The sequence below is a fragment of the Fodinibius sp. genome (assembly GCF_034521915.1).
Classification (GTDB): Bacteria; Bacteroidota; Rhodothermia; order Balneolales; family Balneolaceae; genus Fodinibius.
Window position 1 is genome coordinate 23,863 of sequence record NZ_JAXHLU010000016.1, and the last position, 24,099, is coordinate 47,961.

The window sequence follows — 24,099 nt, forward strand, 5'->3', positions numbered from 1 at the left end:
CGGATTATTAAAAGATTATGAAATTTTTTACTTCGCAAATTAGCTACTTCCTCTCCAGCCGTAATACCAAAGTAAATATAAAGCGGCTTCTTAGGTTCTTGGCAGCGCTTTCGGCTTTGATTATTGCGTACAGCGTTATTTTTCACTTCATCATGCTGTATGAGGGACAAGAGCACAGCTGGGTAACCGGATTTTATTGGACACTCACGGTTATGTCCACGCTTGGCTTTGGTGATATTACCTTTACCAGCGATTTGGGCAGGGCGTTTTCGGTTGTTGTTTTAATGTCTGGCATGATATCTCTTCTGATACTATTACCCTTTACCTTTATTGAATTTTTCTATGCCCCCTGGCTCGAAGCACAATCGAAAGCAAGGGCGCCTCGTGAATTGCCCGAGGATACTAAAAATCATGTAATCATCACGCATCTCGATCCCATAACAAGGTCGCTGATCGAGAAGTTGGATCAATATAATTATGAATATGTCCTGCTGGTTACCGATTTACGCAAGGCTTTAGAGTTATACGATGAAGGCTACCGGGTTGTGTTTGGGGAGTTGGATGATCCCGAAACCTACAAGCGCCTCCGTGTAAAAAATGCTGCCATGGTGGTTTCAATTGGCACGGATATGGTTAATTCTAATATCAGTAATACGGTTCGGGAACTGGATGAGAAAGTGACAATTGTAACTACGGCGAACTCCACTGATTCTGTGGATCTGCTGAAAATGGCCGGTGCAGATCATGTTATTCAGCTGGGACAAATGATGGGAAAATCAATCTCACGAAGAACCATAAGCCAGGATTCACGTGTGCACGTGGTAGGGCGTTTTGAAGAGTTGGTGATAGCAGAAGCTACAGCCGATGGTACCCCCTTGGTTGGGAAAACGATAGCTGAAAGTAATTTACGCGAAAAGTTAAATATTAATATTGTGGGCGTGTGGGAGCGCGGCAAATTTATTAAGCCAACACCGGATACGTTAATCAATAAAGAAAGCGTATTGCTTTTGGCAGGTTCAGTGGATCAATTGCGTAATTATGATGAACACATGGCAATTTATGGATCCAATGAAAAACCCGTCATCATTGTAGGTGCCGGACGAGTGGGACGCGGTACGGCCGAAGCCTTTGAAGAGCGGGGTATGGATTACAGGGTTATAGAAAAAAATCCCGAACGTGTTCTTGATAATGAAAAATATATATTGGGAGGCGGCGAAGAACTTGATATTCTGAAAAAAGCAGGTATTGAAGAAGCCCCCTGTATTATTATGACGACCCACGATGACGACATGAATGTCTATCTGACAATTTATGCCCGTCATCTTCGTCCCGATATTCAAATCATCGGTCGGGCCACCCTGCAGCGCAATGTCTCAACATTGCACCGAGCCGGGGCTGACTTTGTAATGTCGTACGCCACGATGGGAGCAAATGCAATATTTAATATCCTTGAGCGTAACGATGTTGTTATGATTGCAGAAGGACTTAATGTATTTAACCTGGAAACTCCAAAGTTATTGGCAGGCAAAACCCTGAAAGAATCCAATATTCGAAAAGATACCGGATGCAGCGTGTTATCTATAAAGCAGAATGGACAACAGGAAATTAATCCCCATCCGGATACAAAACTAAATCCCGAAAGCGAGTTAGTTATAATTGGAAATGTAGAACAGGAAAGCCAGTTTATGAATCTTTACTTCGAAGAATGATACCTAATAAGCCATCTAATATTATCCAAATATCAAGAGATCTTCGATTTTCAGGTAGTAATTCTAAGTGACCTTCCGAAGCTGGTTAAATTTTTCAATCCTTTCTTTTTAATAGAAACAATAACCGTAATTCGCACTCAGTCCTTTTTTGCTTTACGAACGGTTTTCTTTTAATTCCTCAATAGCCTTGATTAAGGGATCGACACTGCCTCGTTTAAGACGATTATTTACAGCTTGTGGAGTAATATCAAGATGTTTGGCAATCATTTTTTGAGTGATATCAGCATCGATCATCATTTTCATGACCTCCTTCTCAGCCTCATTGCGCTTTCTGTTTTGCATTTGTTATCGGTTTAAAAGTTGTTTATTTATAAATTGAATATTTGTTAATTCACATAATGTGAAATTATAAAATGTAGGCATTAATACAAAGTGAATGAAATATTAGAACGTATCAAAGAGGCGTATCATTTCAAGACTGACGCAGAGGTTGCAGATTTTTTAGATATCAATCCCAGTACCCTAAGTATGCAAAAGAACAGGGGAAGGTTGGATCTAAAGAGAATAATTGAAAGATGCAATGACTTAAATAAAAACTGGTTGCTGGATGGCAAAGGCGAAAAAAGAGCTGTCGATGGAACTAAAGATCAACCGCCCATCCCTGTTTATAGTTCCCTGAATATAAAAAATAAGAAGCCGGATTTTAGTACCAGTCCTAAGGCCGGGAATATTTATGCCGATTTTTCCAATGAGATTGATGGATTTCCGGCCTCTGACAGATTAATAGGATATGTGAATTCCGGGGATGGAATGGCGCCAACAGTAAAAGAAAACGACATCGCTGTTATTAACCTCGACGTGGACCCCGCCCATGATGGTATCTTTCTTATCGCTTCATCGCAGGAAGTTTCATTGCGGCGTCTTCAAAAGGAACAAGAGAAGCTAATTGCCCAATCAATGAATGGGAAGGATAGTCCGATCGAAATTAGTGTAAGTGAAACTTATCACTGTATTGGGGAATTGATTTGGATATTGCGAAGGGTGTAGGGATATCTTAAGTTTAAAAAATGATGGGCTTGGGAATAGTAGGTTGAGGAAGATTCCCCAGTTCTAAAAGGGCACATCTTTAGGCAAGAACCAAAAGGAAAATTTGTAGCTCTTGCATAGTTAATAATTTTAAACAGCCCTGATTCTTATGAAATTACCTTTTTACTCTCTATGGTTTATCGTTGCGATATTAGTTGTAGGTTGCAGCGATAATTCAACCAATGTTGGCGATCCGATTGATGCTATTGATATTCCCGCAGAACTTGAATGTGTGGACGGGCTATCAAATGACAGGTATGGATGCAATAACATTGATTTGGTAGCTACGGTATCACCCGAGAATTTGTTAGCCGAGCCGTTGGATGATGGTCAGGCTTTAAATGATATCTGGGGATGGACGGATCCGGAAACGGGTACCGAATATGCGCTGGTAGGTCTCGTAGGTGGTGTTGCATTTGTAGATCTTTCCACTCCATCCGAACCGCAGGTTGTTGGAAAGCTGGAAGAGCCCGAATCGGTTTCGGGTACATCCGGCAAAACAGGTAGAGGTGCTGAGCTAATGCATGAAGAAAAATCGTCATGGCGCGACTTCAAGGTGTATCAAAACTACTTATATGTGGTTAGTGATGCCCAGCCCCACGGCATGCAGGTGTTCGATTTATCCCGGCTCAGAGGAGTAGAAAATCCGCCGGTGATATTCGAGGAAGATTATCATTACAAAGGTTTTGAAAATGCCCACAACATTGCCATCAATAAAGAAACCGGTTATGGATATGTTGGAGGTTCGGACACCTACGGCGGAGGACTACATATTGTCGATCTCCGGAATCCACTCGAACCTCAGTTTGCAGGATTCCACAGTGACAGTACCGTCGGTTTCGATTCAACGGGATATGTACATGATACGCAATGTGTTGTGTACGATGGTCCTGATGCGGATTACCAGGGGGATGAAATTTGCATGAATTCCAGTGAAACTCATTTGGTGATAGCAAACGTAACCGACAAGGAGAAAACCGAGACCATCGCAAAATCGGACTATCAAAATAACGGCTATGCCCATCAGGGATGGTTAACGGAAGATCATCGCTACTTTTTACTCGATGATGAATTTGATGAAGCACAAAACGGAATCAATACCCAAACCTACATCTGGGATGTGCAAGATCTTGATAATCCTGAGCTGATTGGGGTACACGAGGCAAATACACCGTCCATCGATCATAATCAGTATATCAAGGGCAACTATACCTATCAGGCTAACTATACGGCGGGACTTCGAATATTAAGTCTCGAAAATATTGAGGATGGGGAGCTCGAGGAAGTAGCTTACTTTGATACCTTTCCCGATAATGATAATAAAATTTTTGACGGGGCCTGGAGTAACTACCCATTTTTTGAAAGCGGGATTATTATTGTTAGTGATATTACAAATGGTTTGTTTATACTTCATCCCACGTTATAACTGCTCAATTAAAAGCATCATATTGTGAACAGTACTAATATCTTTATTCTCATTTTTGCAAGTATATTTCTGTTTGGTACATCCGTTGTTTATGCACAGACGGATACGCTGAGTAAAGAAGATCAGATAAAAGCCGCTGTTAGTCCTGCACCTGATGGCATGAAGAAAGGAGCCAGGGTTTTAGGATATAATGATGACGGGGAGCTGACTACTCTGCGAGATGGATCAAACCAGTTGATTTGTATTGCAGATGATCCCGACCAGGATAATTTTCATGTGGCGTGCTATCACGAGGACTTGGAGCCATTTATGAAAAGAGGGAGAGAATTAAAAGCCAAGGGTTTGTCACGAGAGAAGGTGGATAGTATTCGCTATAAAGAAATTGAAGAGGGAAAAATTGCGTTGCCCCGAAAACCGATGGCCCTTTACTCAATTACGGGATCTGCTAAAAGCTTTGATTACACAACGGGAATGGTGAAAAATGCTTCACCGCTGTATGTGATTTACATTCCGTATGCTACTGAAGAGTCCACCGGCTTATCGAAAAAACCTGCCAGTAAGGGAGCCCCCTGGATTATGGAGCCGGGCACGCCCTGGGCACATATCATGGTCATGACAGGTCGGGATATATAGCATATTGTATTAAAAAGAACGTCCCATCTTTTAATAGTTCGAACTTATTTAGGCCTGCTAAAAAACTATTAGATATTTCTAAAGTGCTTGATTTTAAAAGCTAATATCGTGATGATTGGTATGTGTTAGAAGCAGTCAAGGAGAAGGAGAGACAATATAAAATTTAGTTTTAGGTAAGTAGGCTAGTATGGATCAATGGTTCACAAGATATGCTACTTGTATATTATTTGTGCTTTCGTGCTTTTTCCTTCTCGGAGGTACAGATTATGATCCCGAACCATTTACTTATGAAGTGAAGCCCGGTGATACTCTTTACGAAATTGCTTCCCAATTCGGCAATTTTATGTGGTGGGTTGATATCTATGAAGTGAATGAAGAGAAGATTGAAAACCCCAATTTAATCTATCCCGGCCAAAAGTTGAAAATTCCCGCCTTTATTGTCCAAAAATTTCGAGTTCCTGTAACGATGGATCACGTTGACCGGGTGTTAGCCATGAGTAGTCAATTTGAGCGTCAGGCGAAGGAAGCAAAGGATAAAAAGAAGCTTAAAAAATTCCGAGAAGCATTCAATAAATTAGTTGAGAAGAAAGAGAAGAAAATTCAAAAAGAATCAAAAGTAGATGATTATGAGGGACTGGGTCTGGGCGGTTTGATACTGGATGAAACTCGCAGCAAAATGGGCAGCAACTTCTATTCGGTATTCTACAAGCACTGGGAGGATCCCAAGAACGTACAGAATTTTACGATTACTGTCTCGGAGCAACCAATGCCCTCTCGGGGAACGCTGGTACAGGTTGAAATTGATAACCAGCTTGTTTTCAGGAATCGCCTTGAGCCGCGCTATTATAAAACGGAACAGGCGGCTAAACAGGCAGTGAAAATTTGCCAGCGCAGGCTCCAGCGAATTGCAGCAACACAAAATGAAATGGCAGGATATTAATTATGAAAAGATTAGTCACTACGTTTTTTGCAACAGCTGTTCTGGCCGGCTTTATGTTTGTAATTCCCGGGCAGGTAGAAGCACAGGACTTTGTTTATCAGCCGAAGAATCCCGCTTTTGGGGGGACATATGCCAACTACAGCTGGATGCTGAACTCGGCAAACCAGCAGAATAAATTTCAAGGAAGTAGTTCTAGGTTTCGTCGCGATCCATTAAAGAATTTTGAACAGTCATTACAGCGACAGGTTCTGTCACAGCTGACGCGACAAATTGTTGGTAATCGCTTTGGGGAAGGAAATATTGATTTGAGCAAGCAAAGCAATTTTGAATTTGGAGAATTTAATATCAGCATTAATCCCGGACCGGATGGAGTCAGTATTCAAATCCAGAATATATTGTCCGGGGAATCGACGACCGTAACCATTCCGTCGGGCTTTGGCGGAAGTTTTGGAGGAAACTAAGGTGAAGTTATAAATACAAGAGATGTATTAGAAATGGAATTGCACGAAGCATTTAGGAGCTAAATCAAATAAAGAAGGCAGCACCAGGGATCTTCTCCAAACCAAAAGGGAAGGAGAAGGGAGGACCTCTGATGCCGCCCATTGAAGAATATTAATAAATTTTAATATAAACATAAGTTTATGCTTCTTCAATGGCAGGCCTTCTGTACTGTTCGCTCCTATGTGATTCGGGAGATAAGCCCCCGAATCCTATTCCGATAATCGGAATAACAAGTTGGCTTGTTAATTCACAAATAAATACAAATAAAAACATAGGGGTAACCTATTATGAAGAAGCTAACAACACTACTTTTTGTTCTGGTATTCGCCAGTTCTATGGCGTTTGCACAGGATAATACTGCAACGGTAGGCCAAACAGGAGATGATAATGATGCCACAGTTACACAAACTGGCGCCAATAACTCTGGGGATATAACTCAGAATGCGACTGCCGGAAATGGTAACTTTGCCACCATTGATCAATTAACTTCTGACAATGACGCAACTATTGGCCAGGTAGGAAATAGTGATGCCGAAATTACGCAAATGGGTGGTAGTGGTAACTCTGCTGATATCAGCCAAGACGGGACTTTCGACAGAACATACAATTCTTATGGCCAAACGATACGTAACTACTATGGCATAATTACTCAAGATGGTGCTTTAAACGACGCTGATATCACCCAAGTGGGGGGTAGTGGTAGAGTTGAGATTACCCAAACGGGTGATGAGAATATTGCTGTTCATGATCAAGGGACTGACGGATATGGTAAAACATATATCAGTGCCACGATAGATCAGGATGGACTTTCTAATGAAGCCTATCAAGATAAGCAATCAACAGGTGGTGTTAACACCATGAATATCACCCAGACAGGAGATGATAATGTTGCTAATCAAGATCTAAGCCAAGACCGTTATCTTCAAGGTAACGATATGCATGTAACACAGAACGGTAACCTAAACGAAGCAACTCAGACGGTATCAAGTCTTGATGCCTGGGGTGTTAGTGGAAATACCTTCACAATCACACAAACAGGAGATTCAAATATTGCAGAACAAACTGCCAATACTGCAGGAAATATGAGTACTGTAACTCAGAATGGTTCTAATAATGTTGCAACAACAACGCAACAGTAATATTGCAAATGTTTTGCAAAACTAATCTACTTAAATAAGTTCTCAATTTAATCACTGGGAGGTTTTACCTTCCAGTGATTATAATTGATTAAATAGTAAATGGGGTACAATCTTTAATTAAACTTATTGCTTATGAAGAAACTATTTGCAATTACATTTATGGTTCTGTTCTCGGTTACGATGACCTATGGGCAGAATGATGCTGAAACTGAACAAATCGGTGATAACAACGAAGTAACCGTTGCTCAGGTTGGCAGTAATAACGCTACGGCATATCAAGGGACTCAAAAATATTCATCCAGTCCTGTAGCAGTAGCGGAAGGTAATAAGGCTGCAATTACTCAGGATGGTTCATTTGAAGCATTTGTTATTCAGGGTGATGCCGGGACTGCTCTTAATTCTAACAGTTCAATAGATCAGTCGGGAATTGATGGTTATGCAGCCATTTTACAAGGAGTATATAACGGTGGTACTGCTGTATCTACAAATGCCTCAGTTGTACAAGAAGAGAGTGGAAATATCGCTCAAATTCGCCAAGGTCTTGGAGGTACTACCGAAGGAGGTAGTGCATCTATGACTCAAACCGGTTCAGGCAATACCGGAATAATCTATCAAGGTGTTCAAGCTCAATCATCCTCTTTAGATAATACGGCTACGCTAACTCAAAATGGTAACAATAATTCGTCTACGACCATCTTTCAGGGATCAATGATGTCCCTTGCAGGTCCTGGTTCAGGAGCAGGAACCGCCGAGGATAACACAGGTACTATTATTCAAAATGGTAATAGTAATGGTACCAACGGTGACGGTGTACGTATAAATCAAGGCATTAATGGTGGTTCTGCATTTAATAACACCGGATATATTTTGCAGGATGGAGATTTAAATAATGCGATTGTCAATCAAGGCGTCGGTAACAACATGCTGTCGGAAGACAGTGATGCTTCTATTTACCAATACTCAGATAGCAATGTTGCATCAGTCGATCAAGCTGGCAATAATAATTCTGCAACCATAACACAAAACTAACAACTCAATTATTCAACCGACCGGAGAGGATGGAAGACTCCTCTCCCGGTTTTCTTTAAGCAGCTATTTATAATTGAACAAACAGTAATTTTACTCAATCAGATTTGATGCATAGTAAAGCAGTTACGATCTGCAGCATACTTTTAGCGGCATTACTTTTAGGTTCTTGCACGTCAGCCCTGCACCCGCTTGAAACTGAGCGGGTAAAGCCGGGCATTCAAAGCAAGGTACATAAGGAATTAACCCAAATGCCGGAGCCGCAAAGCAAAGTAGTAGCGGCCGTGTATCGGTTTCGCGATCAAACCGGCCAATATAAGCCTTCGAACCGGGGGGCCAGCTGGTCGACGGCCGTAACGCAGGGGGCGACGTCCATACTTATTAAATCGATGGAAGATTCGGGCTGGTTTACGCCCATTGAGCGAGCGGGCGTTTCGAACCTGCTTAACGAGCGACAGATTATCCAGAAGACGCGCCAGCAAAATAATCAAAGCGGAAAGCTGCCGCCCATGTTGTTTGCGGGCGTCATCCTGGAAGGCGGCATTATCGGCTATGATACGAACGTAATTACCGGAGGCGGGGGCGCTCGTCTGCTTGGTACCGGTGTTTCGGGTCAGTATCGCAAAGACCAGGTTACCATTTACCTGCGGGCCGTTTCCACCAAAACAGGTAAAGTGCTTGAAACCGTGCATACAACCAAGTCCATTATATCGCAGGAGCTGCAAAGCGGAGCGTTTCGCTACATCGATACCAATCGCCTGCTCGAGGCCGAAGCCGGATTTACCTATAACGAACCGCCGGTTATGGCTGTAACCGAAGCCATTGATGAAGCGGTGAAATTGCTGATTATTAATGGCGAAAAACAGGGACTTTGGAGTGCTCGGGATACGACTGCATTCAACCAGTATGTTAATAAATTTGAGCAGAAAAAAGAGTGGGAACAGCGTGCACAGACCAATTATTTTGGATTGAACAGTAACGAAAAATTTCGATCGGGTTTAGATATCTCTGCAAACGTTATGTTTGGAAGTCACATAGGCAGTTATCCTGTTGCAAATAACGAGATAGGGGCAGCGTTAAAGGCCGAATACTTTTTAAGTCGGCAGCTTTCGTTAAAAGGAAATATAGAACGGTCGAGAGTGGGAGCACAAAAGGCATTTTCAAAACCTTATACCGCCTTTGATTTAACGGTAAACGGATACTTTACCCCTGACTCAAAGCTTTCGCCATTTGTTGGATTAGGGGCCGGAAATATTACCTATGACCGTAAACCTCAATTTTCGAACAGGGGATATTTTCCAACGGTAACGGCCGAAGCAGGATTGGATTACCGGATATCAGAACGATTAGGTGTCCATATCGGCTTTAACTATCGCTATTTGATTGAGGATGGACTTGATGGAATAAGCAAGGGTACAATACATGATCAAAAGTGGAATGTTAGTACCGGCATAAGTTATTCACCAAAGTTTTTGCAATAATTTATAAGAAGGATATGATTACCATTTTTAATAGGAATAATTATAAATGAACGGAGTCTCGCTATGAAGTTACGTAAACTATGGTTATCGGTTTTTGTGGTGCTGTTTATTGGATGTGGAACAGTTGTTGCACAAGAGGTGGAAGGGCCTTTTGATACGGAAGATATCAATAATCCCGGTATCGAATATAATGAAGCTCAGAAAAGCTTTGGGATCATGCAGTTTCTAACATCCAGTGTGGACAGCCCGAGTGATATATCTGAGAATACCAATAATGTGGCTATCATTGAGCAGGTAGGCAGCAATAATAAAGCTTATCTTGATCAACAGGGTAGCAATATTTACGGAGCGATTTTACAGGATGGTACTGGTAATGTGGCAGATGTTTGGCAGCAAGGAAGCAACTTGGAATCTGTGATTAACATGCAGGGCAATAATAACTTTCTGAAGTTTGATCAGATTGCAAACGGATCGCAATGCTTATTTTAAATTTGAGGGTGACATGATGGAATATAATGCTAAACAAACAAATACCGGCTTTACGCTCACTCCTAAAAGCTCTACCCAACCTGTTTTAGAGATTTCAAGTAATACTCAAACAATACCGCTTATTATCAGCAATAACTAAATAGCTAAGACTTACTTTAGATAGTACTTTTATGAATATTAAGTATTCAATTATCGCTTTACTTTGTATGACAGCTCTCTGGGGCTGTTCCAAAGAAACGATCACTCCCGAAACCTTTGGCAATATTAATGGTCAGGTATTGAACAGTGAGACCGAAGAGGGAGTGGGCGGGGTCAATATTACTACCTCACCGGCCACAAACTCAATAATAACCAATCAGGACGGTAGTTTTACCCTCAACGAAGTTACTACCGGTAACTACAATATTACGGCCAGCAAGTCCGACTTTGAGTCAGCAACAGTAAGTGTGAAAGTTCGTGAAGGCAAGACAGCAACGGCACAGATTTATCTTGATCCTGAAGATGGAAACGGGGAGAAAAGTTTAACAGCTCAAGTTACCGCCTGGAACGAGAGAAGGGTTAATGTTGACAGCACGGGAAGCGACAGCACATTTGCGGATGTAGAGTACGAAGTGACCAACAGCAGTGATGATACCGATATTGACGAGTACGAAGTTTATTTTAAAATATATACCACCGGGGAAACCTTTTCCAGGGAAGAAGCAGATACAGCTCTTGCCGCCGGTGAAAGGAATATTGCTGAGTTTTCAAAATATGTCCACCAAACTACCATAGATTCTGTGGTGGTAAGCGGTACATACGTAGAATAAGTGGCTGTGTGATTTCTATTTTATACGACGATATGAGGAGTGGTAATATTATTTCTGAGATATGGAAAATTCACGTCAAAAATATTGGGCCTATTGGCTTGTTTCTCTTGTTATACTGGTAGTACTGGTATATGTGTTTAAACATGATTTGAACCGAACTTTTAATCCTCTTCCTTCCTCTCCTTCTACGGAATCACAGCAGGTAACTCCACCGGATATAAATTTATTCTCTCCTAATATTACTTTTCCTGTTGATGGTATATTCAAGCGATTTAGATTATACCGATAAACCGACGGTCCCATTATATCAATCCTCGAAAATTGTTGAACCGAATATTCAAAAGAATCTTGATACCTCGGGAATGAAGGTTGAAAAGATTAAGCTTAAAAAATCTGAGGAAAGTGATGAGGAATCCGAGTCGGTTCAACAAGGGCAATCAGCAACGGATATATTTTTTGATCTGCCTGAATTTACAAATAACATTGGTTTCAGCTGGGTAGCTAATAATCAAAGGGGAGCAACAAGCTTGAATGTACAACAGCAAAATAATCGTCAGCGGTTACCAAATATTGCTCAAATAAACAATAACATGGATTATACCGATGTTGGGCAGAATAATGAGCTTGATGATGAAATAATAGGTGGTTTTGGAAACAGGCGAATAGTTACCCACATTGGAGATTTTAATTATACGAATCAAACTCTATACAATACGTACCATTCTGATTTTGTCGTCCGCTCGATAGGAGATTACAATACGACTATTCAAAATGTTTTTAATGCATATAATGCCCAGTTGACTGTAACTCAAAACGGATTATATAACAGTGTAAGACAAGATGTGTATTCAAAAACCGCAATAGGCATTTTTGACAGAACTATAAATGAGCTTCGGCAAATGGGGAGCTATAATTTGTTCAGTTCGCAGCAGGCTGGTATATCAAATAGTATCGAGACCATACAGCTTGGTAATTTTAACAGTGTGGAAATTACCCAGAAAGGGAATAATAACTCCGCGGAAGTGCGTCAGTCTGGTACGGGAAATACAGTGACAATTGATCAGAATTAAAATCCATAAAAGGGAAACAGAATTATTCCCTCAAAAACATTTTAATCAAACTAAACTAATTAAACGAAAGTCTTACGGTTCCACCGGAAGTACGGGCCGTCACCTTTGGTCCGCCGCCATTCAGCTTGCCCTCCACTTCGTTATTTTCCATTTCTCCTGAAAAGTTATTGAGTTTACCGTGGACAAAAGTGCCCTTTAGCCGTAAGTCTACCCCAATATTGTCGGGGATCGAAAGGTCTACATTGCCGCCGCTGGTTTTTAAATCAACAAATTGATCTATCTTATTTAAATTAGCCGTAATGCTGCCTCCGCTTGTTGCGGCTTCAATGCTTCCGCTTATATCCAAAAGTTTGATATGTCCCCCGCTGGTTTTCGCTTGCAGCGTTCCGGCAACGGTGTTGGCACTAATGTGTCCACCGCTTGTTCGAACATCGGTGTCTCCTTCAATATTTGAGAGATCTATATGTCCGCCAGAGGTTTTGGCTTCAATTTTTCCTTTTAGATTAGCCAGATTTAGATGTCCTCCGCTTGTGGTTATCGTTTGATCTCCTTCAAGATTCTTAGCCTCAATATGACCTCCGCTTGTTTTGAGATCAGAACTTATCTCTTTTGGGGTATATACTACAAATGAAATAGAAGGCCGATCGTTATTCCATGACGACCAGTTGTTGTTTGCTTTGTGCCTGGCAATGGCTTTGACTGAATTTCCGGATTGTGAAATATCAATCTCCCATTTATCAAGGTTGGTATCGCTTGGTGTAAGATTTTTGCCATCCTTGCGTACGTACATCTCCACACGAACTGTGTTGGAGTTTGAACCCTCAACGGTAATGTGTCCGCCTGAAGTACGAACCTGAAGCTCTCCGGGAGCATTAATAGCAAATTCTTCTGTGCGGTACGGATCATCTTGATCGAGTGATCCGGGGTTAACTGAAGCAACGGAAGTGCTTATTAAAAGAAGGCTTAAAATGAGTGAAAATGTCAGTGCAACTAAAACTTTGGTTAAGTATGAATTTCGGGTAGTCATAAGTTCTCCTCGTTATATTGATGAAATTTCAGTTTTCCTATACGCTAATAAATGTAAAGAGTTTCACAGATTATAGAATTGATAAAGAGTTTGGAGGTAGGAGAGCTGCTGTCAATTCATTATTTTCAGACAGCTAAGAAATAGGATAAAATGAAAGTTACTTATGAAGTTACCGTTTGTACTTGCCAAGCGATTTGTGGCGGGAGAATCATTTGATCAGGCCAAGTCCAAAGTTAAAGCGCTGAATGAAAAAGGAATAAAGATAACGCTCGATTTGCTGGGCGAAAATGTAGAAGACCGGCAAACAGCAGATGAGACCGTCGAGAACTATATACAGCTACTTAATGATATCAATGAATCGGAGTTAGATAGCACGATATCAATCAAGCTTACCATGATAGGGCTGGATATAGACCGCAATTACTGCAAAGAGAATCTGTTTAGATTGCTCGATGTTGCCCGTGAGAACGATCAGTTTGTCCGCATTGACATGGAAGGGTCTGATTATACTCAAGAGACCATCGACCTGTTTAAGGAAGCTTTTCAAGAATATGGCAAGCATGTAGGTATTGTGATTCAGGCCTATCTGCATCGCACTAAAAAAGATATCGACGAGCTGGCCGAAATTGGTGCCGATGTACGACTTTGCAAGGGGGCCTACAAAGAGCCCAAAGATATTGCTCTGCAAAAAATGGATGACATTCGCGAGGCATTTAAAGAATACGCTAAAGTGTTACTGAATAATACTCCTTATCCGCGCATTGCCACGCATGATGACGAGTTGATAAATTGGACCAAAGAGTATACCCGGGAAAACGATATAGGGAAATCTCGATTTGAGTTTCAGATGCTTTATGGATTACGCCAGGAAACGATGGAAGAGTTTGCTGCCAATGGGTACAATGCCCGCATTTACGTGCCCTTTGGTACCATGTGGTTTCCCTATTTTAAGCGCCGCCTGTTGGAGCGCAAAGAAAACTTTTGGTTTGTCCTTACTACGCTATTCCAAAAATAATAGCCCATGGGTATTCCCCCAGAAATACATCGATATATTATTGCCGGACTGTTTGTAATTACGGGGATACTCCATTTTCTAAAGCCAAAATTCTTTACTGGCATTATGCCTGATTATATTCCCTATCACCTTGCAATGGTGTATGCCAGTGGGGCGGCAGAAATGCTTGGCGGATTGGGCATCCTATTTGAGAAAACTCAAGTATGGGCGGGCTGGGGCCTTATTCTTCTGCTGATTGCCGTATTCCCCGCCAATATCAATATGACGGTCGAATCAATTCAGAAATCGGGATATACTTCCTTATTCAGCATAGCAACCATTGTTCGGCTGCCTCTACAATTTGTCTTAATCTACTGGGTTTATTGGGCGTGTTTACGTTGAGTGAGATGGCAAATGTAAAAAGTGAAAAGGGTTTTATGTTTCACTTTTGCCGTCTCACTTCTGCCTATTACATTACGTTTTATGAATGAATGGACGCCGTACAAGTACTCAAAAGTTTTTATACCAATTGGCGTTGGAATTATTTTCCTCTTCCTTCCCCTGCTCGGCGATTTCCATATCGAGTCTGCCATACTGGTTTCTTTAGTGGGATGTTTCTGGGGCGGAATTCGGGCAAATAGTCCATCAACAGAAAGAGATTTTTATGCTGCCCTTAGAATTGTCGGTTATTTGTTTTTAGTGGGTTTACCATTGCTTGTAAAAGCCCTGTTTACGGGCTGTTTCAGCATTCACGGGCTGGCATTTTGGCTGCTATTTCCCCTACCCAGCGTTTTCTTTGGTTATGCAATCGGTCGACTCATCCGCAGTCTAAAATTACCTTATGCAAAGGCGATAACAGTTGGGATTCTGTTATTTATAGGAGTTGGCTTTCTTTTGATTGAATTACTGATCTATCCCCAGGTCTACTTTTTTAATCACGTTTGGGGTGGCTGGCCGGGACCCATTTATGATGAGGTTGTGAGAATAAATGGAGCCACTGTCTTTTTCCGAATGTTGACATTGTTGTGGGCTGTTCTTCTCTGGCATATCCCTGTTTTGGATAAAGATCGATATACTAAATGGATTGTGGGATTCTCGGCGGTTGCAATTTTGATCAGTTATACCCAGCTAACGGAGTTTGGCATCAACTCTCCACGATCTTATCTGCAAAAGGTTTTGGGCGGACATCAGTCCACAGAGCACTTCGAGTTGTATTACGATAAACGACTTTACAGCGATTATGAAATCGATTTGATAGCACAAGAGCACGAGTTTTATTTTGATCAGATTTCCAGTCAGCTTGCACTGGCAGATAGAGATACAGCGGATAAAATAGAAAGCTACTTATACGGACATCCTTGGCAGAAAAAAAAGTTAGTGGGGGCCAAGTTTACCAGTTATGTGCCGGTGTGGCTGGAGCAGGATCAGCTGCATATTGCCAAAGAGCAGCTTGACAGCAGTCTTAAACATGAGCTGGTTCACGTAATGGCCAAACAATTTGGCAACTGGTTTAATGCCAGCTGGAGTATCGGTTTAATTGAAGGCGTTGCTGTAGCTATTGACGGAGGTTCCTCATCAACTTCAACGATTCATCAAATAGTGGTATCCGAAAAGCCATATCCCTCGGCCAAAGAACTGGAAAGGGCGTTTTCGTTTTGGGGATTTTACGGTGGACGTTCGGGCGTTAATTATACTACCAGCGGGTCGTTTGTTCGCGTTTTGATGCAAAACTATCCTATAGATTATTTGAAGGAAGCGTATCGGACCGGAAATTTAGAACAGGCGTATCAATCGGATTGGCAAAAATTAGCGAATGAGTGGCATGCAGTGCTGGATACGGTGGAGGTAGATTCTATAGATCAACAGGTTGCGCGGCGTATTTTTGGGATGCAATCGCTGTTTGAGAAAAAGTGTCCGCACGTAGTTTCTGATTTTGCTGCTGCGCATGATAATTATCGTTTTTCTTTGGCAAATCGGGATACCGCACAGGCATTACAATTTTTAGATCGGGCGTTGGTGGAAACGGATAGCGCAGAACCGATAAAAACAGAATGGAGCTATCGTAATTTGTTAACGGGGTATTCCGAAAAAATACGTCAGGCGGCAACACTCAGTGATACCACCGTAGATTTGCAGCTTCTGTATGCAGATGCATTTGCCATGACTGATAACTGGCAACAGGCGGAGAGGCATCGTTCGAAAGGGCAGAAGTTATTTGCCGAAAATCCTGATTCAGTGCTAAAACCGGCTTTGGAAACACGATCGGATCGCAGGCAGTGGGAGATTTATCGACAGATGACGTATGACCGTATTTTGCCTGATTCTGCTGCGTTTGAGATATCGCTACACCGAACAAAGGTTCGAAGTGTACGCAAGGCAATCGAACAGGAACGCTGGCAAGAAGTAAGAATGTATGCTGATCAGTTATCGGAGGAATCGCTAAAGCAGAAATTTTTTGACGATTACCAGCGGCTGATTCATCACTTGGCCTTTCAAAATAAAATGAGTTTAGCTGAGCAACTTATGGAACAATTAAAGGAACTGCCGCTGCGAAATCGCTATCGCGAGCGATTGCAACAAGAAGGAGTGTGGATACAATTTTTGGAAACTGAAAAAGTTATTGGAAACTATGATTAAAATGTTACTAATTTGGCATTAACGAAAACATTTGAGAAATATTAAGCAATGAGAGAATACACGCTGTCATTTTTGGAAGCCAATATTTATTCCCTGGTAGTATACGCACCCATTATTGCCGGATATTTTGTGCCTTATGGATTACTATATGGATGGTCGGCATTTGGGACGGATATTGTGCAGGCACTTAATAATCCGCTATTATTTTTAGCAGCCATATTTATTGGAATTGCGGTGCATGAGTTTATTCACGGGATAAGCTGGTGGTGGCTGGATGATATTCCGTGGGAGAATATTCACTTTGGCTTTAAGTGGGCGGTTTTGACGCCGTATGTGCACTGCCCTGAGCCCATAGAAGTAAGCAATTATCGCTGGGGTGTAGCTATGCCCGGTATTATATTAGGAGTTTTGCCCTATTTGATTGCGTTGATATTACAGAATGGCTGGTTGCTGGCCTTTGGGTTATTTTTTACCCTTACCGCCAGCGGAGACATCTTAATTCTTTGGTTATTGCGTAATGTAAGAGGCGGTAAAAAAGTACAAGATCATCCAGACTTAGTCGGTTGTCGCGTTGTTGATGAAAATTTAAATATTACCACACCATGAGTGAAGAAAAGTTTATTCCTCATTCTGATTACCAAGAATATCCGGTAGAGGAGATGCGAGAGCGAGCCCGTTCGTTTTATGAAGAGATGAAACGACGTCGGACGGTTCGTGAATTTTCGGATCGTGAGGTGCCGAGAGAGATTATTAAAGATTGCATTCGGGCGGCCGGTACGGCTCCCAATGGAGCTAATAAACAGCCATGGCATTTCGCGGTTGTTAGCGATCCTGATGTTAAAAAGGAAATTCGTAAAGCGGCCGAAGAAGAGGAGAAAGAATTTTACGAGCGCAGAGCTACTGATGAATGGCTGGAGGCGTTAGCCCCTCTTGGTACCGATGCCGATAAACCTTTTCTGGAAGAGGCACCCTATCTAATTGCCATTTTTTCTGAGAGTTACGGTATCAAAGAGAACGGAGAAAAAGAAACGCATTATTACGTTAAGGAGTCGGTTGGGATTGCTACAGGTATGTTAATTACGGCTATCCACAATGCCGGATTGGTCTCTCTTACACATACCCCCAGTCCTATGGGATTTCTGAACGAAATATTAGATCGTCCGGAAAATGAACGCCCGTTTTTATTGCTGGTCGTGGGGTATCCAAAAGAGGATGTAAAAGTGCCGGATATCAGTAAAAAGTCGCTGGATGAAATTACCAGTTTTATATAATTATCTGCGTTATGTGAGGTAGTTGTTTTATTGTTAATGCAGAAATGTTTTATTATTAGAGCATTTAGGTTTTAGGTTCAGCATTTTTATCACAAGTATTTTTTAGGGATAACTATATGGGAGACAAAATGAGTAGTAGTAATCGTTTAAAGCGATATGAGTTGGCTATCGAGGGGTCAGATATTTGTATCTGGGATTGGATGGATGTTGAAAATAAAGAACAGTGGTGGTCGCCCGGATTTTATGATAAGCTGGGATACCAAGAGGATGAAATTGATGCAAATATTGATAATTTCAAGTCGCTGCTTCATCCTGATGATGTAGACAAAGTATTTGGTGCTTTGAATGATCATTTTAACACTGGAGAGCCCCTCTCGTTAGAATATCGATTGCAGACCAAATCAGGGGAATACAAGTGGTTCCGGGGTTCGGCTAAAGCTACCTTTGATGCCGATGGCAATCCCACAAGTGTGGCAGGAAGCATTATCGATATTGATGATCGTAAAGAGGTAGAACTGAAATTAGAAAAGGACCATAATCTGCTGCGTACTATAATTGATAACATTCCGGCCTGTGTTTATGTAAAAGATCTGGATGGACGCAAGGTACTGGCGAATCGTTCCGAGTATGAATTATGGGGCTTTGACCGGGAGGAACAGATCCTCGGAAAGAGGGATGCCGACTTAAGCAAGGAGGGAATTGCAGCACTTTCGGAAAATGAAGACCAAGAGGTTCTGGAAACGGGTGAGCCTATAATTGATAAAGATGCATACACCGAGATTGATGGCAAGGAATATGTTCTGCTGGTTTCCAAGCTCCCTTTAAAAGATAGCAATGGAAACATAGTGGGACTGGTTGGTATCAGTAATGATATTACCGAGCGCAAAAAAATGGAGAATAAACTGCGCGAACGGAATCAGCAGCTTGAAAAGCTTAACAATATGACGAATAAAATTTATTCGGTTGTTGGTCACGATCTTAAGACTCCGCTGTCATCTATTTTGGGTTTATCTGACTTGTTGCTTAGTGACATAGACTCCGAGGATGAGGAGGACTTAAAAGACAATCTGAGTATTATCCGCCAATCGGCGCTAAAGATGTCAGACTTGTTAGGTGATCTGCTGAACTGGGCACGTATCCAAACAGGTGATTTATCGCTGAATAAAACGGAGTTTTCAATATCCGAAACCGTTCGGGATACTATTGATTTACTTGCCATTACGGCCGAGCAGAAGGGTATTAGCTTACAGTTTGAAAATGAAGAATCATTTCAGGTGTATGCTGACAAGCAATTAATTGCCACGATCATTCGAAACTTCATCTCCAATGCCCTTAAGTTTTCTGATGAAGGGGATACTGTGGCAGTGAGTGTGCATCGTGATGAGAAGCATTGGCACCTGTCGGTTGAGGATGAAGGGGTGGGGATGTCTGAGGAAAACATTGAGCGGCTTTTTGATAATCGTAAGCATCCCCAAAAAGAGGGCACCCAAAACGAAAAGGGCAGTGGTATTGGATTACGGCTTTGCAAGGAACTTGCAGAGCGGCACGGTGGACAAATATCGGTTGAAAGTGAACTCGGGAAAGGCTCAACATTTACATTAAGCATTCCCATTAATCAGGGCTCAGAGTAGGAAACTATGCAAAACGATCTGCCAGCCGGTTAATAAGGTAGCCGCTTTCTTCAAGTGCCTGGGATGCAAACTTGCCAAAGAAATCGGTGACGGATTCAAATTCGTTTATAAAGCCTTCCTTGTCATCGTTTTTGACCATTTGTGCCAGCTTGTTGTTGTGCTCGATAAATTTGAGCAGTAGCTCACGACGTTCTTCATTGGCGAAAACGATATCCGCATAGAGTTCGGCGCTTTGAGCAAAAATACGTCCCGTCATCATCAACTCGGCGCGGTAGATAGGTGAAGAATAATCCAGTATATCCTGTGGTTTTAGGTCGTAGGTTTTCATAAACGAGCCGTGAGTGAGTGCCACAAAGTGACGAAGTCCCTGTACCATATGCATAACGTGATCATGTTTTTCGGCGTCAGCTTCTACTAAGCGCATGCCCCAGAGCTTAGACTGTTCCACCACCCATTTTGAAGCTTCCTTGTCACGCACCGGACATACGACCATCAGCTGCTTGGAAAGGTTATCTACATCGGGCCCATGCATGGGATGGAGACCCAAAACAGGTCCGTCGTGCACTTCTTTCATGGCCTCAATAGGTTCGGATTTATTACTGGTGAAATCTGCAAGAATAGTTTCGGAAGATAGCTTGGGTGCCAATCGCTCAATAACCTTCACTGTTACGTTAATGGGGACGGAGACAATGGCAAGATCGAGTTTGGGGGCTATTTCTTCGAGTTCGTGCCAATTATGCTTGTCGATTTTGTAAACATGATGACCGGTTTGCTCGATAATGCGCGCGTAAAGACTCCCCATGCCGCCTTTGGCTCCGACAATAAGGATCTGTTTGGGTTCTTCGGTAGCACGTGGAAACTTGTTTGAAGATTGGCTTGCTCGGGACGAAGCCATAATCATCCGAAGAAAATCCTCGGCCCAGTCGGGATCGAGATCATGGTCAGCAGCCATTTTGCGAAATTTGTCCGTCTTTTCATCTTCCCGTTTGGGAGCAAAAATGGGCAACTGATTTTCAATTTTTTTGTCGATGACCTCGTGAACAATCTCCCTTCGCTCGGCCAGAAGTTCGAGGAGCTTGGAATCAATTTCATCAATGCGATTACGTTGTGGCCCGAGTTTCTTTTCTTTTGGTGTCATAAACTGTTGATCTGAAAACTACAATATTGTGCTGAATGTATTTCAGCAGCTAAGCCGGCTAAAATACAAATTTATTGACCGTGAAATAAATTTATCGATCGATTTAACAACGAGCCGGGCGCTGGAAATTAAATGGAAGCTTTGCTGTCAATTCCCCGAAAAATATGGGATTTTAACAGAATGATTCAGCGCTATTTTCGTTTTATAAATATGTAGTTAAGACCCCCGGGGTTTTACAGCGAATAGTAATTAAACCCATAGGGTTATATCTTGTTAAACCCCGGGGTCTAAAATAAAGGTAATAATATTTTATATGTCCCATTTTGATTTACAGTCTCCCTGGCCGCCGGCCGGAGATCAGCCCGAAGCTATTGAACAGCTGGTAGAGGGTGTTGAAAACGGCGATAAGTATCAGACCTTACTTGGAATTACCGGTTCCGGGAAAACCCGTACCATATCCGGTGTAATTGATGAAGTTGAGCGACCAACGCTGGTGATGAGTCACAACAAAACGCTGGCCGCCCAGCTGTATCGCGAGCTCAGTGACTTTTTCCCTAATAACAGGGTGGAATTTTTCATCTCCTATTATGATTACTATCAGCCGGAGGCGTACCTCTCCTCGCAGGATAAATACATTGAAAAGGATCTGTCGATAAATGATGAAATTCAGCGGCTTCGGCTTCGGGCCACCAGTTCGCTGCTTTCGGGTCGACGAGATGTGATCATCGTCTCTTCGGTAAGTTGTATTTATGGTATTGGTTCGCCCTCTGAGTATGAAAAGCTGATTATCAACCTGGAAACAGGTACGGAAGTCCCCCGAAATAAGTTGCTGTATGATTTGGTAGACTTGCACTATACGCGGAACGATCGTGAATTTGAGCGTGGGACATTCCGGGTGCGGGGTGATGTTGTGGATCTGTATCCCGCTTATGCGGAACACGGATTGCGCATCTCGTTCTGGGGTGATGAAATCGAAAAAATGGAGATCGTCGATCCGGAAAGCGGTGATGTGTTGGATACAGTAGATGAGTTTAGGATTTATCCTGCATCGCACTATGTAACGACCGAAGATCGACTCCAGGAGGCCATCGAACAAATTCGTGATGAGCTGCACTGGCGCGTAGGGACTCTTAACGATGAGGGAAAACATCTCGAGGCCAAACGCCTGGAGCAGCGAACGCTGTTCGACATCGAGATGATGCAGGAGATTGGCTACTGTTCCGGCATTGAAAATTACTCTCGTTATCTGAGTAATCGTAAGCCGGGCGAACGTCCGTACTGCCTGTTCGATTATTTTCCGGATGACTTTCTGCTGGTTGTGGATGAGAGCCACCAGACGGTACCGCAAATTTCTGCCATGTACGGTGGTGACCGATCCCGAAAGGTTGAACTTGTGGAGCACGGTTTTCGCCTGCCATCAGCCATGGATAATCGTCCGCTTACCTTTGAAGAATGGGAAGAGGTAACAAATCAGGCCATTTTTGTAAGTGCTACCCCAAGTGATTACGAACTTGAAAAGAGTGGCGGCGCGGTTGTAGAACAAATTGTACGTCCTACCGGATTGATGGAGCCCGAAATTGAAGTGCGTCCCCTCGATAATCAGATTGACGACCTACTTGAGCAGATTCAGGAACGTATTGCTAAAGGAGATCGGGTACTTTGTATTACGCTGACCAAGCGATTGAGTGAAGAGCTTAGTGAATATCTCAAAAGCGTAGGTATTTCGGCCGCTTATATGCACAGCGAGCTCAATGCTATGGAACGTGTTGAAGTACTTTTTAAATTTCGCCGCGGTGATTTTGATGTACTCGTTGGCATTAACCTGCTGCGAGAGGGAATCGACATTCCCGAGCTTAGTTTGGTGGCTATTTTAGATGCGGACAAAGAAGGATTCCTTCGCTCCGAAACAGCGCTCTTCCAGATTATTGGCCGAGCTGCCCGAAATGTAGAAGGAAAAGCCATCCTCTACGCCGATAAAATCACCGACAGTATGCGGACTGTAATTGATGAGACCGAGCGACGTCGTAAGATCCAGAAAGAGTATAACGAGGAGCACGGTATTACGCCGAAGACCATCGAAAAAGAACTCAAACCGCTCGTAGATCCTGCATTAATTTCGAATAAAGATTTCGATCTGGATGAGAAAGATGGGGACGGTGAAGATCCGCTTGAAGTCGTAAAAGTGGCTGACGAGGGTATCAAGTACAAGGCCAATCCGGCGATGAACGAAGTAACCTTTGATGATAAAGAGGAATTTCTGGAGTATCTTCGGGATTCGATGTACACAGCTGCACAGAACATGGAGTTTGAGGAGGCGGCCCGCATTCGCGATCAAATAGAACAATTAGAAAACGAATTAGACTGATAAGTTAATAGTTGTTGGTTAATGGTTATTTGGCAACATGTCCCATTAACTAATAACAGATAACCAATAACTAAATATGAGTACCTTAGCATATCTCAAGAGTTTTTTTAAGGATAAAGATGTGGCTTCGGTGACGCCCACCTCACGATTTTGTGTGCGTACCGTCTGTCAGCCGATCGACTTTTCGAAAGATATAATTATAGTTGAATACGGCGCCGGCGCTGGGGTATTTTCTCACTATTTGCTTGATCATATGACGCCCAATTCTCAACTGCATCTTTTTGAAACCAATGAGATTTTGTTTGAGAAACTACAGCAGATCGAGGATTCCCGGGCATTGTTTTACGATCAGAGCGTTGAATTTGTAAACGAATTACTGCCCGAAGATATCATCGGTAAAGTCGACTTTATAATCTCAGGTATTCCCTTTTTCTTTTTTGGATGCGGAAGTCAAATCGTCCATTCTTGACCAAAGCTATGAGCTGTTGCGCGATGGCGGGGAGTTCCTGGCCTACCAAACATCGGGACATCTCGAGGACCCACTGCGGGAAACCTTCGGAAACGTAAAAACCTCTTGGGAGTGGCGAAATATACCCCCGATGACGGTGTATCAATCCATCAAAAAATAGGATAAGTAGAACTGTCAGGTAGCTGCTTGGATTTCGAATTAATTAAAGATTTCTCCCATTGGTCGAAATGACAGCTACTTAACATTAAAATCCTTTGA

24 protein-coding genes are annotated in these 24,099 nt (G+C 42.4%); 21 read left to right on the forward strand and 3 right to left on the reverse strand.

Translation table 11 applies throughout. The annotated features are described in order from the left end of the window. The first annotated feature begins 17 nt into the window (after positions 1-17). A complete protein-coding gene (locus U5J89_RS11295; protein WP_322575738.1) occupies positions 18-1,709 on the forward strand; it encodes a potassium channel family protein in 1,692 nt (563 codons plus the stop codon). Positions 1,710-1,862: 153 nt separating this feature from the next. On the opposite strand, the gene U5J89_RS11300 is transcribed toward U5J89_RS11295, so the two are convergent. After that, the gene (locus tag U5J89_RS11300; protein WP_095605425.1) at positions 1,863-2,051 is read right to left on the reverse strand and encodes a winged helix-turn-helix transcriptional regulator; all 189 of its coding nucleotides are present in this window, start codon (positions 2,049-2,051) and stop codon (positions 1,863-1,865) included. A 90-nt stretch (positions 2,052-2,141) separates the two neighbouring features. Between U5J89_RS11300 and U5J89_RS11305 the strand changes: the two genes are divergently transcribed. From U5J89_RS11305 to U5J89_RS11355, 11 genes are all read left to right on the forward strand, one after another. After that, the gene (locus tag U5J89_RS11305) at positions 2,142-2,756 is read left to right on the forward strand and encodes a LexA family transcriptional regulator (protein WP_322575739.1); all 615 of its coding nucleotides are present in this window, start codon (positions 2,142-2,144) and stop codon (positions 2,754-2,756) included. 148 nt (positions 2,757-2,904) lie between these two features. Further along, positions 2,905-4,221, forward strand: coding sequence for a choice-of-anchor B family protein (locus tag U5J89_RS11310; RefSeq protein ID WP_322575740.1), 1,317 nt, complete (start codon positions 2,905-2,907; stop codon positions 4,219-4,221). Positions 4,222-4,245: 24 nt separating this feature from the next. After that, positions 4,246-4,854, forward strand: a complete 609-nt coding sequence (locus U5J89_RS11315; protein ID WP_322575741.1) for a hypothetical protein — start codon at positions 4,246-4,248, stop codon at positions 4,852-4,854. A 187-nt stretch (positions 4,855-5,041) separates the two neighbouring features. Next, a complete protein-coding gene (locus U5J89_RS11320; RefSeq protein ID WP_322575742.1) occupies positions 5,042-5,794 on the forward strand; it encodes a CsgE family curli-type amyloid fiber assembly protein in 753 nt (250 codons plus the stop codon). Between the two features lie 2 nt (positions 5,795-5,796). Continuing rightward, positions 5,797-6,255, forward strand: a complete 459-nt coding sequence (locus tag U5J89_RS11325; protein WP_322575743.1) for a curli assembly protein CsgF — start codon at positions 5,797-5,799, stop codon at positions 6,253-6,255. A gap of 327 nt (positions 6,256-6,582) precedes the next feature. Next, entirely contained in the window at positions 6,583-7,434 is an 852-nt protein-coding gene (locus U5J89_RS11330) for a hypothetical protein (protein WP_322575744.1), read from the forward strand. Between the two features lie 132 nt (positions 7,435-7,566). Beyond that, positions 7,567-8,463: a curlin repeat-containing protein gene (locus U5J89_RS11335; RefSeq protein WP_322575745.1), complete on the forward strand. Its 897-nt coding sequence runs from the start codon at positions 7,567-7,569 to the stop codon at positions 8,461-8,463. 107 nt (positions 8,464-8,570) lie between these two features. Continuing rightward, positions 8,571-9,941 (forward strand): CsgG/HfaB family protein, encoded by a 1,371-nt coding sequence (locus tag U5J89_RS11340; RefSeq protein ID WP_322575746.1) that lies wholly within the window; start codon positions 8,571-8,573, stop codon positions 9,939-9,941. Positions 9,942-10,004: 63 nt separating this feature from the next. Continuing rightward, positions 10,005-10,430 (forward strand): hypothetical protein, encoded by a 426-nt coding sequence (locus U5J89_RS11345; RefSeq protein ID WP_322575747.1) that lies wholly within the window; start codon positions 10,005-10,007, stop codon positions 10,428-10,430. Between the two features lie 170 nt (positions 10,431-10,600). Further along, on the forward strand, positions 10,601-11,239 hold the full coding sequence (locus tag U5J89_RS11350) for a carboxypeptidase regulatory-like domain-containing protein (protein ID WP_322575748.1): 639 nt from the start codon (positions 10,601-10,603) through the stop codon (positions 11,237-11,239). Between the two features lie 254 nt (positions 11,240-11,493). Next, positions 11,494-12,309 (forward strand): curlin repeat-containing protein, encoded by an 816-nt coding sequence (locus U5J89_RS11355; protein ID WP_322575749.1) that lies wholly within the window; start codon positions 11,494-11,496, stop codon positions 12,307-12,309. Positions 12,310-12,364: 55 nt separating this feature from the next. Here U5J89_RS11355 and U5J89_RS11360 read toward each other — a convergent pair whose 3' ends face one another. Continuing rightward, positions 12,365-13,336: a DUF4097 family beta strand repeat-containing protein gene (locus tag U5J89_RS11360; protein ID WP_322575750.1), complete on the reverse strand. Its 972-nt coding sequence runs from the start codon at positions 13,334-13,336 to the stop codon at positions 12,365-12,367. 163 nt (positions 13,337-13,499) lie between these two features. Here U5J89_RS11360 and U5J89_RS11365 point away from each other — a divergent pair, with 163 nt between their 5' ends. The 6 genes from U5J89_RS11365 to U5J89_RS11390 all read left to right on the forward strand — a co-directional run bounded on the left by U5J89_RS11365 (position 13,500) and on the right by U5J89_RS11390 (position 19,869). Next, positions 13,500-14,351 carry a proline dehydrogenase family protein gene (locus U5J89_RS11365; RefSeq protein WP_322575751.1) on the forward strand — a complete coding sequence of 284 codons (852 nt, stop codon included), beginning with the start codon at positions 13,500-13,502 and terminating at the stop codon, positions 14,349-14,351. Positions 14,352-14,357: 6 nt separating this feature from the next. Then, positions 14,358-14,732, forward strand: a complete 375-nt coding sequence (locus tag U5J89_RS11370) for a MauE/DoxX family redox-associated membrane protein (protein ID WP_322575752.1) — start codon at positions 14,358-14,360, stop codon at positions 14,730-14,732. 81 nt (positions 14,733-14,813) lie between these two features. Beyond that, on the forward strand, positions 14,814-16,967 hold the full coding sequence (locus U5J89_RS11375; RefSeq protein ID WP_322575753.1) for a hypothetical protein: 2,154 nt from the start codon (positions 14,814-14,816) through the stop codon (positions 16,965-16,967). Between the two features lie 48 nt (positions 16,968-17,015). Continuing rightward, positions 17,016-17,573 (forward strand): DUF3267 domain-containing protein, encoded by a 558-nt coding sequence (locus U5J89_RS11380; RefSeq protein WP_322575754.1) that lies wholly within the window; start codon positions 17,016-17,018, stop codon positions 17,571-17,573. Next, a complete protein-coding gene (locus U5J89_RS11385; RefSeq protein WP_322575755.1) occupies positions 17,570-18,238 on the forward strand; it encodes a nitroreductase family protein in 669 nt (222 codons plus the stop codon). The genes U5J89_RS11380 and U5J89_RS11385 overlap by 4 nt, the downstream gene beginning before the upstream one ends. Before the next feature lie 128 nt (positions 18,239-18,366). Next, positions 18,367-19,869: a sensor histidine kinase gene (locus tag U5J89_RS11390; protein WP_322575756.1), complete on the forward strand. Its 1,503-nt coding sequence runs from the start codon at positions 18,367-18,369 to the stop codon at positions 19,867-19,869. Between the two features lie 4 nt (positions 19,870-19,873). Here the strand turns inward: U5J89_RS11390 and tyrA are convergent, their stop codons facing one another. Continuing rightward, the gene (tyrA, locus tag U5J89_RS11395) at positions 19,874-21,007 is read right to left on the reverse strand and encodes a bifunctional chorismate mutase/prephenate dehydrogenase (protein WP_322575757.1); all 1,134 of its coding nucleotides are present in this window, start codon (positions 21,005-21,007) and stop codon (positions 19,874-19,876) included. Between the two features lie 313 nt (positions 21,008-21,320). Here tyrA and uvrB point away from each other — a divergent pair, with 313 nt between their 5' ends. The 3 genes from uvrB to U5J89_RS11410 all read left to right on the forward strand — a co-directional run bounded on the left by uvrB (position 21,321) and on the right by U5J89_RS11410 (position 24,001). Then, entirely contained in the window at positions 21,321-23,372 is a 2,052-nt protein-coding gene (gene uvrB, locus U5J89_RS11400) for an excinuclease ABC subunit UvrB (protein ID WP_322575758.1), read from the forward strand. A gap of 76 nt (positions 23,373-23,448) precedes the next feature. Next, positions 23,449-23,841, forward strand: coding sequence for a hypothetical protein (locus U5J89_RS11405; protein ID WP_322575759.1), 393 nt, complete (start codon positions 23,449-23,451; stop codon positions 23,839-23,841). Continuing rightward, positions 23,810-24,001: a hypothetical protein gene (locus U5J89_RS11410; protein ID WP_322575760.1), complete on the forward strand. Its 192-nt coding sequence runs from the start codon at positions 23,810-23,812 to the stop codon at positions 23,999-24,001. Before U5J89_RS11405 ends, U5J89_RS11410 begins: the two co-directional genes overlap by 32 nt. Positions 24,002-24,099 lie beyond the last annotated feature (98 nt).

What these genes read in the sequence shown, in the direction of transcription:
- U5J89_RS11365 (WP_322575751.1), top strand. Translation starts at nt 13,500, where the DNA reads ATGAAGTTACCGTTTGTACTTGCCAAGCGATTTGTGGCGGGAGAATCA.
- U5J89_RS11335 (WP_322575745.1), top strand. Translation starts at nt 7,567, where the DNA reads ATGAAGAAACTATTTGCAATTACATTTATGGTTCTGTTCTCGGTTACG.
- U5J89_RS11320 (WP_322575742.1), top strand. Translation starts at nt 5,042, where the DNA reads ATGGATCAATGGTTCACAAGATATGCTACTTGTATATTATTTGTGCTT.
- uvrB (WP_322575758.1), top strand. Translation starts at nt 21,321, where the DNA reads ATGTCCCATTTTGATTTACAGTCTCCCTGGCCGCCGGCCGGAGATCAG.
- U5J89_RS11390 (WP_322575756.1), top strand. Translation starts at nt 18,367, where the DNA reads ATGAGTAGTAGTAATCGTTTAAAGCGATATGAGTTGGCTATCGAGGGG.
- U5J89_RS11370 (WP_322575752.1), top strand. Translation starts at nt 14,358, where the DNA reads ATGGGTATTCCCCCAGAAATACATCGATATATTATTGCCGGACTGTTT.
- U5J89_RS11345 (WP_322575747.1), top strand. Translation starts at nt 10,005, where the DNA reads ATGAAGTTACGTAAACTATGGTTATCGGTTTTTGTGGTGCTGTTTATT.
- U5J89_RS11355 (WP_322575749.1), top strand. Translation starts at nt 11,494, where the DNA reads ATGGTATATTCAAGCGATTTAGATTATACCGATAAACCGACGGTCCCA.
- U5J89_RS11405 (WP_322575759.1), top strand. Translation starts at nt 23,449, where the DNA reads ATGAGTACCTTAGCATATCTCAAGAGTTTTTTTAAGGATAAAGATGTG.
- U5J89_RS11380 (WP_322575754.1), top strand. Translation starts at nt 17,016, where the DNA reads ATGAGAGAATACACGCTGTCATTTTTGGAAGCCAATATTTATTCCCTG.
- U5J89_RS11340 (WP_322575746.1), top strand. Translation starts at nt 8,571, where the DNA reads ATGCATAGTAAAGCAGTTACGATCTGCAGCATACTTTTAGCGGCATTA.
- U5J89_RS11385 (WP_322575755.1), top strand. Translation starts at nt 17,570, where the DNA reads ATGAGTGAAGAAAAGTTTATTCCTCATTCTGATTACCAAGAATATCCG.
- U5J89_RS11325 (WP_322575743.1), top strand. Translation starts at nt 5,797, where the DNA reads ATGAAAAGATTAGTCACTACGTTTTTTGCAACAGCTGTTCTGGCCGGC.
- U5J89_RS11360 (WP_322575750.1), bottom strand. Translation starts at nt 13,336, where the DNA reads ATGACTACCCGAAATTCATACTTAACCAAAGTTTTAGTTGCACTGACA.
- U5J89_RS11310 (WP_322575740.1), top strand. Translation starts at nt 2,905, where the DNA reads ATGAAATTACCTTTTTACTCTCTATGGTTTATCGTTGCGATATTAGTT.
- tyrA (WP_322575757.1), bottom strand. Translation starts at nt 21,007, where the DNA reads ATGACACCAAAAGAAAAGAAACTCGGGCCACAACGTAATCGCATTGAT.
- U5J89_RS11375 (WP_322575753.1), top strand. Translation starts at nt 14,814, where the DNA reads ATGAATGAATGGACGCCGTACAAGTACTCAAAAGTTTTTATACCAATT.
- U5J89_RS11330 (WP_322575744.1), top strand. Translation starts at nt 6,583, where the DNA reads ATGAAGAAGCTAACAACACTACTTTTTGTTCTGGTATTCGCCAGTTCT.
- U5J89_RS11295 (WP_322575738.1), top strand. Translation starts at nt 18, where the DNA reads ATGAAATTTTTTACTTCGCAAATTAGCTACTTCCTCTCCAGCCGTAAT.
- U5J89_RS11350 (WP_322575748.1), top strand. Translation starts at nt 10,601, where the DNA reads ATGAATATTAAGTATTCAATTATCGCTTTACTTTGTATGACAGCTCTC.
- U5J89_RS11300 (WP_095605425.1), bottom strand. Translation starts at nt 2,051, where the DNA reads ATGCAAAACAGAAAGCGCAATGAGGCTGAGAAGGAGGTCATGAAAATG.